General features: G+C 44.1%; 7 protein-coding genes. 3 read left to right on the top strand and 4 right to left on the bottom strand.

The window, feature by feature from the left end; translation table 11 throughout:
• Window positions 1-541: 541 nt before the first annotated feature.
• The 3 genes from AM228_RS15575 to AM228_RS15565 all read right to left on the bottom strand — a co-directional run bounded on the left by AM228_RS15575 (window position 542) and on the right by AM228_RS15565 (window position 8,593).
• Complete coding sequence (locus tag AM228_RS15575) at window positions 542-922, bottom strand: DUF1823 family protein (protein WP_054467020.1); 381 nt, start codon at window positions 920-922, stop codon at window positions 542-544.
• Window positions 923-1,095: 173 nt separating this feature from the next.
• Window positions 1,096-6,141 carry an NACHT domain-containing protein gene (locus AM228_RS15570; RefSeq protein WP_054467019.1) on the bottom strand — a complete coding sequence of 1,682 codons (5,046 nt, stop codon included), beginning with the start codon at window positions 6,139-6,141 and terminating at the stop codon, window positions 1,096-1,098.
• Between the two features lie 1,042 nt (window positions 6,142-7,183).
• Window positions 7,184-8,593: an AAA family ATPase gene (locus AM228_RS15565; protein ID WP_054467018.1), complete on the bottom strand. Its 1,410-nt coding sequence runs from the start codon at window positions 8,591-8,593 to the stop codon at window positions 7,184-7,186.
• Between the two features lie 461 nt (window positions 8,594-9,054).
• Here AM228_RS15565 and AM228_RS15560 point away from each other — a divergent pair, with 461 nt between their 5' ends.
• Together AM228_RS15560 and ftsZ are read left to right on the top strand one after the other, a co-directional pair.
• On the top strand, window positions 9,055-9,903 hold the full coding sequence (locus tag AM228_RS15560; RefSeq protein WP_054467017.1) for a cell division protein FtsQ/DivIB: 849 nt from the start codon (window positions 9,055-9,057) through the stop codon (window positions 9,901-9,903).
• Window positions 9,904-10,086: 183 nt separating this feature from the next.
• Window positions 10,087-11,391: a cell division protein FtsZ gene (gene ftsZ / locus AM228_RS15555; protein WP_054467071.1), complete on the top strand. Its 1,305-nt coding sequence runs from the start codon at window positions 10,087-10,089 to the stop codon at window positions 11,389-11,391.
• 293 nt (window positions 11,392-11,684) lie between these two features.
• Here ftsZ and AM228_RS15550 read toward each other — a convergent pair whose 3' ends face one another.
• On the bottom strand, window positions 11,685-12,077 hold the full coding sequence (locus tag AM228_RS15550) for a hypothetical protein (RefSeq protein WP_190878150.1): 393 nt from the start codon (window positions 12,075-12,077) through the stop codon (window positions 11,685-11,687).
• Between the two features lie 313 nt (window positions 12,078-12,390).
• On the opposite strand from AM228_RS15550, the gene AM228_RS15545 reads away from it, so the two are divergent.
• The gene (locus AM228_RS15545) at window positions 12,391-12,828 is read left to right on the top strand and encodes a caspase family protein (RefSeq protein ID WP_054467015.1); all 438 of its coding nucleotides are present in this window, start codon (window positions 12,391-12,393) and stop codon (window positions 12,826-12,828) included.
• The last annotated feature ends 115 nt before the right edge of the window (window positions 12,829-12,943 follow it).

The following is a 12,943-nucleotide window of genomic DNA, read 5'->3' as shown; positions in this document are numbered from 1 at the left end:
AGTTGTCATACAGTCAAACAATTCTTAAATTTAGAGTCGGCAATCGGTTATTTTTTAACCGGATTTCTTAGAAAAACCGGGCTGCTGTAATCAACCGATTTTCCGGCGGTGAATAGCTGTGCGATCGCCTGTCACCAAGAACAGGCAAGCACTCTTGTTTTCCTTAAACCTAGTTGGGTCAATCGTGCCATTACCCCTCCTAGACCTCTAAATATTAATCTTTGTTTACAATTGTTTACGTTACTTTAATATATTCACTCATCTACCATCCCGTCAATCTATACCGGCAGATTTTTTTCAAGTCATTTATTGTTAATTATTGGTTATTGTTAACTATTGGTTATTGGTTTGGTTATTGGTGATTATTTATTGGTTGTTGGTTATTTGACAGAAATCTCCCTAACCCATAACCAACAACCAAGAACCCCCCCAACCCCCCTTCGACCGCCACCGGCTAGGGGGGCAACAACCACCAAAGAATCCCTACCCAAAGAATCCCCAACCAACCAATAACCAATAACCAACAACCACCAGCCACCGATCAATTTTCGGCAGAATTGGTGATCTCCATTTCCATATAACTGAGCAACCAATTTGCCATCGTCGCCCGACGAGTCAAACGCGGCACCAATTCACCGACTTTATAACCGGCAAAACCCAACTTTTCCTTGAGTAACTGCTTATTTTCTGGGGGAATAGAGCGGGTCAACTTCACCGTAGCGGGTCGGCTGGCGATAAAATCAGGGGGTTCTGGATATTCTTGCCAGGTCGGATCCACGCTACTGGCGTCCCACTGACTCGTCTCTTCATCATATCGATAACCCAGATAGTGCCAGACCAAGCGGTTAACCGTGCGATCGTCCAGCTTGTCGTTGAGAATATCCCAAACCGTATCTGTATTCAATGGTGGTAAATCAGACATGATAGATCAATAATTTCATCTAATTTTATCTAGGGGCAAATCTAGGGGCAAACAACCGTTTCCCCCAGCTATATTTTAGCTTAAATATTGCTAATATTGCTATCGTTTTTAACGGTTTTTAGGGAGCAAAAACGCTATCAAATTCCTTCCGTTGACCGTCAGCCGCCACCTAGTCACATCCAGCCTAGATGTTTATGGATGTTGATGGATGTTGATGGATGTTTATGGACAGACTCACAGATTTTGGCATCATTGGGACTAACATTATGGCTATATTTCAGATAATCACTGACCCAATCACAAGTCATCGAAGTCAGACTATCTAAATTCAAATTCCACAACATAATTTTATGATCGTCACTTCCAGACACAATACTTTGACCATCAGGGGAAAAACTTACATCAATTACCCCAGAAGTATGGCCATGTAAACTTTTAATCAGAGTGCCATCCTGAATATTCCACAATTTTATGGTGCTGTCCCAACTGGCTGAGGCTAAAGTTTTGCCATCGGGGGAAAAACTCACACTTTCGACGCTATCGCTGTACCCTTGCAAGAGAGTTTTTTTGAAGCGGCCATGGCGATGCCAGAGTTTGACGGTGTTGTCCCAACTGGCAGAGGCGATGAGTTCACCGTTAGGAGAGAATCTCACACTGGTGACATAAGAGCGATGGCCATCATCTCCGGCTAAAGTATTCAGCAGCTTACCGTCTTGGCTCCAAATTTTCACGGTTTGGTCATCACTGCCAGAGACGATTAACTCACCGTCGGGAGAAACATCCACACTATTCACCCGATCGCTGTGCCCGACCAGGGTTCTGACTAAGGTGCCATCGGTGCGCCAAATCTTGATCGTGCGATCGCGGCTGCCAGAGACAATCATCCGTCCATCCTTAGAAAAAGTCACACTGGTGACGCGATCGCTATGTCCGACAAATGTTTTCAGCAAATGCCCATCATCAACCCGCCAGAGATTAATGGTATGATCCGAACTGCCGGAAATCAGGAAATTGCCATCGGGGGAAAAGCCCAAACTGGTAATGTGATCGCCATGTCCGATTAAAGTCCTCAACAACGTGCCATCTTGCCGCCAAATTTTCACCGTATTGTCTCGACTACCGGATGCAATCAATTGACCATTAGGGGAGAAACGAACCGCCGTGACGCGATCGCCATGAGCCACCCAAGAAGGATGAAGAAACACACCAACCAAACTCCAAAGACGCACAGTTTTATCAAAACTTGCCGTGGCAATCACTTGAGCATCCGGAGAAAAACTCACCGTAGTCACCCGACCGCTATGTCCAGTAAATTCTTTGAATAATTGCCCATCTAAATGCCAAACTTTGACCAAACTATCGTGACCCGCCGTAGCCAACATTTGCCCCTGTATTTTTGCTGTATTCCCTGGGGAAAAAGACTCTGAATCCTCAGTCATTCTCGGTAGAACCCTGGATGAATTCCCCATTACTTTCTCCTCTTTCTGGCTCGATGTTCCAGAGGAAGGGGACTGATTGAAAACACTGGAAAAACTGATACTATAAATTCCCCCATCATGGGCTTGCCATTCTTGAGTGGGACGAGAATTCCATTCCTTATAGTCATTATTCCAGTCCCATCGCTGAATTTTTCCGGTGATATCTCCAGAAATAATTGTTTGACCATCGGCGGTAAAACCAACCACGGTCAGGGCTGATTTATGACTTAAATTGGCAACTATTTCCCCATCATAATTCCAAATTTTCAAAGTTTTATCATCGGACACCGAAGCCAGCCAATTATTCCGGGGACTAAAGCTGACCCAGTCCACCGAACCCTGATGACCGGAGAAAGTTTGTAATAACCTACCATCACTGACTTGCCATAATTTAATTGTGCCATCATTACTCGTCGTGGCAATGTGATCGCCTGTGGAATTAAAACTTAAACTATAAACACTATCCGTATGACCTTTTAAGGTCAAGATTAACTTCCCGGTTTCTATATTCCACAATTTGACAGTGCAATCGCGAGACGCCGAAGCGATTTCTTTTCCTGATGGCGAAAAACTCACAAAAGTCACATTATTTTCATGGCCTAATGCCGAATGCTGATCTGTCGGAATAGTTTTATACAAACTTCCATTGCGTCGCCAAATTTTCAGATTTTTATCATTGCCTGCTGAAGCTATAAATTGACCGTCTGGGCTAAAATTTACACTCCATACTTCGGCACCATGCCCATCAATTCTATTTTTTTCTTTTACATTATAAATAGCTTGTTGCAAGGCCGTTATCACCCGCAGCTTCGTCTCTGGAGTTGGGCTAGAAATTTCCTGAAGTTTTTTCCAAGCTCTTAAGCCTTCAATTAGGGCATCAAAATCTCGCTTGGACACAAATAGGGCTTCACTGGATGCCGCAATCGCTGAAATTTGTAAATTTTGTTTCCGCGATTCCGCTTGCAGCCAAAGTCTGGCATACAAGCCTGATAAAACGGCTAAAAAAACTGAGATTAAAACCGTTAATTGGAAAAATTTTTTTAATTTCATATGACTTTTTTCTAGTTGACTTTGCGTCTTTTTTAATTCCACTTTTAGCCCAAAATTTTTATCGTAAGCATCCCGAATATACTGCACCAGGTAATCGTGAATCAATTGATAGCGATCGCCTGGGGCTTCTCGATGCAAAACCACTAAACCAGACTGCACTAAAATTTCTAAGACAACATCTAACTGACTGGCTTGAGAACCCAAAAAAACGGCTAATTCCGACTTCATTCTTAAAGGACGATTTCCCCGATCTTGGGTTAACTGATACAAGACTTTCCAAGCGGCAGCCTGATTTTCTGCCCCACAATCTTTAATCGATTGATGCAGAAAATGTTCCATCAATATTTGCTGGGGATTGGCTCCCAATTGCTGATATTGAGAAAGGGTGTTAATTTTCTGGTAATCTTGCTCATCTTCTTGGAGTTGATTGCAGAGTAATTGCAGAGAAATCGGTCTAACTCTGCCTTTTTCATTGGCCAAATCATTCACCAAAGCATTAATTAAAGCTGGTTCTAAATAAAACTGACTTTCCTTGGTTAACGTATCGATGACATTTTTAGCATCATCCATAGTAAAATCATCTAAATAATATATAATATTTTTATTCAAAATATCTTTATTAATTACTTCTAGATTTTCTAATAAATCTATGTCTAATAAATAATGTAAACAATCTTGCCGCAAAGATAAAATTACTTTAGTGAAGGGAATATCTAAACAAGCTTGCAGAAACTCATAAAAGTATTGACGTTCCGATGGTTGTTTCAGAACAAAGAAAAATTCTTCAAATTGATCGAAGATTAAAATAGTGACTAAATTGCGATCGGCATTTTGGCGGAGCTTATCCAAAATCCAGTCAGCAATTAAAGAGATTTCCGAGTTTTGAGCCTGGGTTACAGGTAAATTCAGATGCAAACGATTGGCTAAAGTTCTCTCCCAATCCGTATAAGTTCTTAAAACGATGGGTAAAGTAAGGCGATCGCCCATTGGTTGCTGATGTAAAGCCGGGACTAACCCGGCATTAATCAGAGAAGACTTGCCAACCCCTGACTCCCCATAAATCACCATCAGCTTTTGGTCTGGTCGAGCCATTCGGGATAACAAATTATGAATATCTTGTTCGCGACCTAATGCGGAGATGCGTGGCGACTTTCCCAAAGCTACCAGTTCTGATTCTGGGGAAACAACCACCGACTCTGCGGGTAACTGACTAGCGCCAATGAACGGGCGAAACCGATATTGATGCTCAATATCCCGTTGTTGTTTTTTCAGCATAAAAGCTTGCTGATATTCTCTTTGGTTATAGTAGAGCGATCGCAACTCTTTTAAAATCTGAATATAAAGCCTAGGGTCATCCTCTGGGGCGATTCCATTCAGGGCTAACTTCAAATAACTAATCGCTTCCACAGACTGACCCAAGTGACTTAAAGCACGAGCCAACAGCAACAAATATAAACTCTGATGCTGTCGCATCGGCAATGGAGAACCAGCCACCGTAGTCAGGGCTTGCTGGGCAAGGCTTTTCGCCTGTTCCCACTGTTGTTTTTGCGTCGCCACCTCCGCTAAAAAGCCATAATTTTGGGCTAACTGCACTGGATTCTCACTTTGGTGATGCCGAGTTAGGCACCTTTGGGCAAACGCCGCCAAATCATCCCAGGCTTGTAACCGTCGCAACACTTCCCCTAAAAGCGGCACAAACTTGGCCACTAAATCTCGGCGTCCAGCATCTTGAAACACTTGCAAACATGCTTCCAGCCGAAGTCGCGCTTTTTGCCAATGAGTCATATAGCTGCTGGCTTGGTCGAGTTCAGCCCGCCGCCAATAACACAAACCCATATACAGCAGCAAAACACCCAGCCTTTCTTGCCCAGATTCGCCGATGGCGGTCGTCCTCTGGCTGCGAGTTTGCCAAAAACTAAAACTTTGCTCGTAATGGGCTAACGCTGAGTCAACTCGGGAAAGGGCATGATCGTATCGGCCGGTGACAAAATGTTGGATCGCCGCCAATTGTGGATCTGGGGCGATCTGAGGGAAACGTTGCAAATCGTGGATCGCGGATTCGAGTTGCTCCCGCGTTCCTTGCACCGTAGAAGCTGGGGGCAAAACAGGTAAATCGTGAATCACTTTTGGTGAGGCGATCGCCCACTCTTCCAAACGCGCTTGTCCATCCAACACCCGTGCCAACAACGCCGCATCTTGATCAAACCAAAGCTGAATTAACTCATCACTGCTGGCTTCAAACTTAATTGAAGCCGCCGCCCAACTCTTGAAATCCGGCGCCCATCTAATCAATTTTTGCAACAACTTTTCTGTCATCCATAAGACTAAAGGAAAAGGGCAGTTCTTGCGAAATTCATCCCGAACTTGATTGCTTGACTGAAATAATTGATCGATCGCCACCACCGAATCTAACCCAAAAATCATCAGACCACTGGGGGGGTTCTGAAGTTGATTGATCCGATGAATAATTGTGCTATAAAGGGTTTTTACCTGACAATCCAGTTTAATTTCTAGCCAGCTTGCGGAATCAATTTTCGAGTTAGGTAACAACTGATGCAAATCCTGTACCATGCGCTCTTGTACACTCGTATAATTGCAGCGCACTAAAATTAATGAAAATTCCCCTTGAGATAGGGAAATCGCTCTGGCCAAGGTATGCAAAGCTCGTTGGTTTTGAGTAGAAACAGTCATAAGCTCAGGGTAATTCATCTTCTCAGCGTCATGGGATTAAATTTCCTGTTATAGTTAAACCGATTTTTTTAATAGCGATCGGATGTCATAACAGCAATTACTAAAAGCAGCAAATAAATAACTTACAAATAAATAAATTATTTATTTATATTTGTAAAAAATATTTTTGTTAAATGGGTTGACCAGAATTAGGTTTATCTTCCCAATTCAATAAGCTGGAAATTTTTTTGAAACTGCCCCTAAAATCTAGGCAATTTCGGAATGTGACCATCAATGATCCTCCGAAGTGACCCCTTGTGTACTTGACTACTCTACCATCATAGACTAATGCTCAATTAGTCTACTGGTCTGCGGACTGGCGAACATTCGCAGTGTCTTAGCAATTGCTCTATGAATGGGCAAAAGATTTTGGGTAACAAATTTTGTTACTGTTTATGAGTAACAAAGTTACTCAATGTTCAAATTTCGTTTTTTCCCGCGAGATGAATTCTTGCAGCGCTTTTCAGGTAGATAAACCGCATTAACCGCCTGGGAATCGTCTTCCCGTCGGTTGTTGCAACTGGTGCAAAATTTCAGTAGGGGTCAACGGCCGTTGTAGGGGTCAACGGCCGTTGTAGGGGTCAACGGCCGTTGTAGGGGTCAACGGCCGTTGTAGGGGTCAACGGCCGTTGTAGGGGTCAACGGCCGTTGACCCCTACAACATTTCAGTCAGCTAAAACCGGCGATGGCAGCCTTCGTGGAGGCAGGCTTGTGCTATGAAGCCGCCATCGTTAAAACGATGGCGGACGGGTGTGGTTTACTCAGTAGAAAACCACTGTAAGAAATTTCTCGATCGACGGTCAGAATCGTCAGCGTTTACAAGCGTATAGCATATAATCAATATGCAACCAAATTGAAAAAATAACCAATAGATAACCAATAAATAGACATCTCCACAAATCAGATATAAAGGATGGCGCATCCGCGCCGCGAGAGCGAACGGACTGGAGTAACAGGCAATTACTGGAGATGTCTAATATTGAGGCGTCAAGCCAGGCAAAATTCAAGCCAGTGTTTCAGAAGATGCGGCTGGTTGAGAAGACGATGTTAACCAAGCTTTAAATTGACTCGATTCTGCTAAGGGGGGATTTACCCAATACCAACGACCTTCGCGATCGCGGTACTCAAACAGAAACATACTCCGCAGCAAAATTTGATAATCATCATCGCCGCGAACGGTTTTATTTTCCAAAGCTTGAAACATCAATTGCCATTCTTGATCGCAAATTGCGGCCAACAGATCATCGCGATATTCTTTGATCACATCTTCTAATAAGTTGCGTTCAAACGGCGGATCCTCTTGTTGTAAACAACTATAGAGTAACCCCAGCAGATTCCGCACATGACCGCCGCTGACTCGGCATAACCGATCTAATGTTTCTGGTTCGTCAAATAACTCGGAAATTAACTCTAAGCGTTTTTCCGGCTCAATATCAGGAAAAGCTCTGGCTAAAACCATCTGTCGAAGTAGATTCATGCCTTCATCACAATCTTCACCATTGCGATGTTGCACTGGCACCATTGGTAAAACCTTCGGCTTCAAACCAAATCGACTGGTTAAGCGACCAAAGTCATTGGAAAAAATTAAACTCAAAGGAATGGTGTACACCATGTGACAATTCAGCTTGCGTAACTGATCGCCTCGATCCACAAATAAATATTCCGGTTGAGTTCTGCCGGTGGGTTTGGGGGAACTATCCACCCGGTCTAGGTTATCCACAATCACCACCAGTCCTTGTTTCCCCTGTTCTTTCAGGAATTTTGTGGCCGGATCGAGCAACTCGGAGTTAATCGCATCTAAGATATTATTTGTCCGGGGTTCTAGATATTGTCTTAATCGAGAACGTTCTGCGGGAGAATCTTTGGCTTTGGCGGTAATTTTGCCAATTCCCCCAGGCAAGGAAAAACCAATTTCTGCATTTTCGGTGCTGACACTGATTGTCCCTAATCCGGCAATTCCCGCTTCCCCGCTGAGTTCAATGGGGGTTTGCAAAATTTGAGCCGCACCTTTAAGCAGCGCTTTAAAGCCTTTTGGTTCTAACTGGAGGGAAATTTTTTGTAAACTTTCACTAACTTGGCGGGCGATCGCCAATAAAATATCACTAATATCTACGTCGGCCATATCCAAGTCTTCAGAAGACTCGAAATAGACCACATGATATCCTTTTTGCACCAACTGTTCTTTGAGGCGAAATAACTCTGTGGACTTGCCGCAACCAATATGTCCTGAAAATAACTGACAGGTCGGTTCTCCACCGGATAAGCGGGTAATAGTTCTTTCTAATTCTCTAGTGCTATCACTGCCTCGGACTTTAGAAAAATCAATATAGTATTTCCGCTCCTGTTCATTCCCCATATCGATGGTTTTCGTGGGATTACAGGCTTTATAAAATTCTGCAAAATTTAATGTCATTCCCCGATCGCCTCCCGAACGGCTATTCTTTGGTCATTTATAACTGGTCTGGTTCAGATCGCCAATTAGGTTAGGTGGTTTTGGTATCCAGCAACTAGGATCTTGACATTTTCTGGTCTTTTATGTGTCCGATGGATCACCCCTGATGGGTATGAATCCTGTGGGGTTAGACCCCTCCCCTAAGTCGCCAGACCCGTGGGAACTGGTGAAACTGGGAACTGAATCACAGGGGTAGCGAACCGGGTTAAATCCGTTTAAATCCGTTTAAATCCGTTTAAAATAGACACTGGTGATCACCCCATAAGCCGTTAGCCTTTAGCCTTTAGCTGAATACTGATAGCTGATAGCTGATACCTTTTGGGCTTACGTCTAGTGATGGATCAAAGAATCACCCAGGCGCTTCACTCCTTAATATATGCTCTTAATTCTGCTCTTAATTCTAGTCTCTTCAGAGGTAATTGATGGCGAACATCTCTTCAGTATCTCCGGCTCAATTAGCCCGTCGTCGTCGGTTAGTGCGGCAGCAGCGGCGACGCAAATTTTTTCACACCGCGTGGCAAGTCTTGATCATTGGCAGTTTAACCGGGGGACTGGTTTGGTTCACGACTCGACCCGATTGGTTTATTTATCAAGCCAATGAAGTTGTCATTTCTGGCAACCAATTTCTTTCAGCCCAAGCTGTGAAATCTTTGCTGCCGATCACTTATCCCACATCTTTGCTACAATTAAACCCTCAAGAGATTGCGGAAAAACTAGAGTCCAGCGGGCCGATCGCCCAAGCTAATGTCACTCGTAAGTTATTTCCACCAAAATTAATTGTGGAAGTGCAGGAAAAGCGTCCAGTGGCGATCGCCCAAGTTCCATCATCTACAGTACAAAAACCACCCTCAGCCCAGCAAAAAAATCACCCCATTCCTCCCCTGAGTCAGAATGCTCAAATCGGATTACTCGATGAAAATGGGGTTTGGATCTCCCAAGGCGGTGACATCAGTCCCGATCAGTTTCTTCAGCTACCCACCTTAACCGTAATTGGCGACCCCAAGCGATATCAACCCTATTGGTTACAAGTGTATCAAGCCATCAATCGCAGCCCAATGAAAATTTATGAAATTGATTGGCGCGATCCGAGCAACTTAATCCTCAAAACCGAACTAGGAATCGTACATTGTGGCGGACAAACTTCTCAGCTAGTCGAACAACTGCATATCCTTGATAAAATGCGTAATTTACCCGCACAGGTAAATCCTAGCCAAATCGATTATATTGATCTCAAAAACCCACAAAAGCCCACAATTCGGAAAACTCCCTAAAACTAACTATAATTAGCAGTTAGTCATTTATCTGGCGCCAACGAATTTTCTATGAATCCTGACGGCATGGTTGGTTTTACCCTCCAACTTAGCCTATAGTTGACTCGAAGTCGCGCTTGGGAGCGCGCAAAGCAAATTATCGATCCTGTTTACTTTCTTACATATCTACCCTTGCCTATCCCCATGACACTAAATAATTCACTAGGGCCGGTCCATGAAAGTCCCCATGCTCAAGAAACAACGAGTTTACCGCCAGCTAATGCGGAAAACTCCAATCCATTCAATAATGTTGGATTGTATGGGGGACAAAATTTAGATCCAATTTGGCGCGAAAAAACTCCCCCTAAAGAAGAACCTAGGAGCCGCGAAATTGTGCCAAGTAGTATAGCCAGAATTAAAGTGATTGGTGTGGGTGGCGGTGGTTGTAATGCCGTCAATCGCATGATCGCCAGCGAAGTATCCGGGGTAGAGTTTTGGGGCATCAATACTGATGCTCAAGCTTTAACCCAAGCCAATGCCCCAAAACGCCTACAAATTGGGCAAAAACTCACCCGAGGTCTGGGGGCTGGGGGCAATCCTGCCATTGGTCAAAAGGCAGCCGAAGAATCCCGAGATGAAATCGCCGCTGCCTTAGATGGATCTGACTTAGTGTTTATTACTGCCGGAATGGGAGGCGGAACGGGGACTGGTGCCGCCCCCATTGTGGCTGAAGCAGCCAAAGAAGTTGGCGCTTTGACCGTTGGGGTAGTGACTCGGCCATTTAATTTTGAAGGACGGCGGCGCACCAGCCAAGCGGAAGAAGGGATTGCCGCTTTGCAAGGTCGGGTCGATACTCTAATTATTATTCCCAACGATCGCCTACTGCACGTGATTTCTGAACAAACTCCCGTGCAAGAAGCTTTCCGGGTGGCGGATGATATCCTCCGGCAAGGGGTGCAAGGCATATCAGACATCATTACCATTCCCGGTATGGTCAACGTGGACTTTGCAGACGTGCGAGCGATCATGGCGGATGCCGGATCCGCTTTGATGGGAATTGGCACCGGTTCCGGCAAGTCCAGAGCTAGAGAAGCAGCAATGGCGGCGATATCTTCTCCCTTAATGGAAGCTTCTATCGAAGGCGCTAAAGGTGTGGTGTTTAACATTACCGGCGGTGGGGATCTGACCCTCCATGAAGTCAGTGCAGCGGCAGACATTATCTATGAGGTGGTAGACCCGAACGCGAATATTATTTTTGGCGCGGTAATTGACGAACGACTTCAGGGCGAAATTAGAATGACGGTGATTGCCACTGGATTCTCTAATGAACCGCAGCCCCTACCCCAAAAATCGCGAACGGTGCCACCACCGCCACCTTCTTTTAGAAGAGAAGCCTCAGCCCCAAGAACTGTCAATCCTGTCGAACCCAGTCCACAACCCAAACCACCCACCCAAACCGGAGGATTAGATATTCCCGAATTTTTACAAAGACGGCGCCCACCCAAATAATGACTCAATGGGTGTTTGACCGGAAAAAGCCTTGATACGCGATTCTCTCGCTTGAGCAACGCGCGATCGGGGCTGATTCTCCATACTGCTCGTTGGTTTCTCCCTGACCCGCCCCCGAAAAGTCCCCCTCAGCGAGAAGAAATATTCCTGAAATATTCCCAGATAAATCATTAGTCTATTAGACTTCTTGCACCAGCCTAAAAATCCCCCCTTAAAAAACTAAAAAAAGGGGGGTTGGGCGGTTTCCTATAAAAGCTACAATCATCAATCATCAATTATCAATATAAAACATTTTAGTATTTAGATTGTAGGGTAGGCAAAAATCCACACACATCGGAGGATGCATAGGATAGAGGATAGAGGAAATAGGATAGAGGATGCTGATGAAAGAGGAAAAAGTCCTCTCCCCTCTCTTTTCTCCCCTCTCTTTTCTCTCCTCTCTTTCCTCTCCTCTCTTTCCTCTCTTCATAGTAGCCCACCTTACGAATGTTAGGGGCTGTTGGATGAATTGAGGATAGAGGAAATAGGATAGAGGATGCTGATGAAAGAGGAAAAAGTCCTCTCCCCTCTCTTTTCTCCCCTCTCTTTTCTCTCCTCTCTTTCCTCTCTTCATAGTAGCCCACCTTACGAATGTTAGGGGCTGTTGGATGAATTTTTGTAAATGGTAGAAAATACTTGTAGCGCATAATGATAATCATTATACCCGACGAGAAAGCCATTAACAACATTTATAATAATCTGCACATCAAATAAACAATTTAAACCAGCTTCACCCCATAAATTATCCAGAATTTATAATATTAAATTATCATATTGAATTATCATCTTGAATAAAACAGGACGATAGCAGCTAATATATATGTAGGGTGGGCATTGGCCACCATGCAATATATATAGTGATTAAATCCTAGATTTGCGTAAGTCCTATAAAATAATCCCTAACCAAAATATCTCATATAGATGCCCATATAACTTTATCAAAATATCCCAATTAAAGCCATGAGTAATTCTACCCGCCGTCACTTTCTACAGTTCCTAGGCGCCGCCCTAGCCACCCTAGGACTGGATCCGGTTTTATTCCACCGACAAGCCCAACGCCATCGCCAAGTTTTAGCCCAGAGTACCTCCCGCAAACTTGCCTTACTGGTAGGAATTAACAGCTATAGCAAACAACCTTTAAATGGCTGTGTCAACGACATATATTTACAGCAAGAACTACTCATCCACCGCTTCGGTTTTAACCCCAAAGACATCTACATATTAGAAGACCAACAAGCCACTCGCGACGGCATTTTAACCGCCTTTGAAGAATACTTAATCAAACAAGCCAAGCCGGGAGATGTGGGTAGGGATTCTTTTATCACTATTCTGGACATGGTTCTCGCATTTTTGACCCCCAACCTATTCTCCTGTGGGCTTAATTACCCAAATATATAATTCTGATTCTCGGTATTGTTGTTTACGTGAAAATTGATCGCCAATCCTAGAATATTGAACAATTGTTGCATTTTGTTGTCGAGCAATGGCTTGGAGTTGGGCTAAAGAAACAACC

The sequence above is a fragment of the Planktothricoides sp. SR001 genome (assembly GCF_001276715.1).
Taxonomy (GTDB): domain Bacteria; phylum Cyanobacteriota; class Cyanobacteriia; order Cyanobacteriales; family Laspinemataceae; genus Planktothricoides; species Planktothricoides raciborskii.
The sequence above is the reverse complement of the archived record's forward strand: the minus strand, read 5'-3'. Positions and strand labels throughout refer to the sequence as shown.

What these genes read in the sequence shown, in the direction of transcription:
- AM228_RS15575 (WP_054467020.1), bottom strand. Translation starts at nt 922, where the DNA reads ATGTCTGATTTACCACCATTGAATACAGATACGGTTTGGGATATTCTC.
- AM228_RS15570 (WP_054467019.1), bottom strand. Translation starts at nt 6,141, where the DNA reads ATGACTGTTTCTACTCAAAACCAACGAGCTTTGCATACCTTGGCCAGA.
- AM228_RS15565 (WP_054467018.1), bottom strand. Translation starts at nt 8,593, where the DNA reads ATGACATTAAATTTTGCAGAATTTTATAAAGCCTGTAATCCCACGAAA.
- AM228_RS15560 (WP_054467017.1), top strand. Translation starts at nt 9,055, where the DNA reads ATGGCGAACATCTCTTCAGTATCTCCGGCTCAATTAGCCCGTCGTCGT.
- ftsZ (WP_054467071.1), top strand. Translation starts at nt 10,087, where the DNA reads ATGACACTAAATAATTCACTAGGGCCGGTCCATGAAAGTCCCCATGCT.
- AM228_RS15550 (WP_190878150.1), bottom strand. Translation starts at nt 12,077, where the DNA reads ATGCGCTACAAGTATTTTCTACCATTTACAAAAATTCATCCAACAGCC.
- AM228_RS15545 (WP_054467015.1), top strand. Translation starts at nt 12,391, where the DNA reads ATGAGTAATTCTACCCGCCGTCACTTTCTACAGTTCCTAGGCGCCGCC.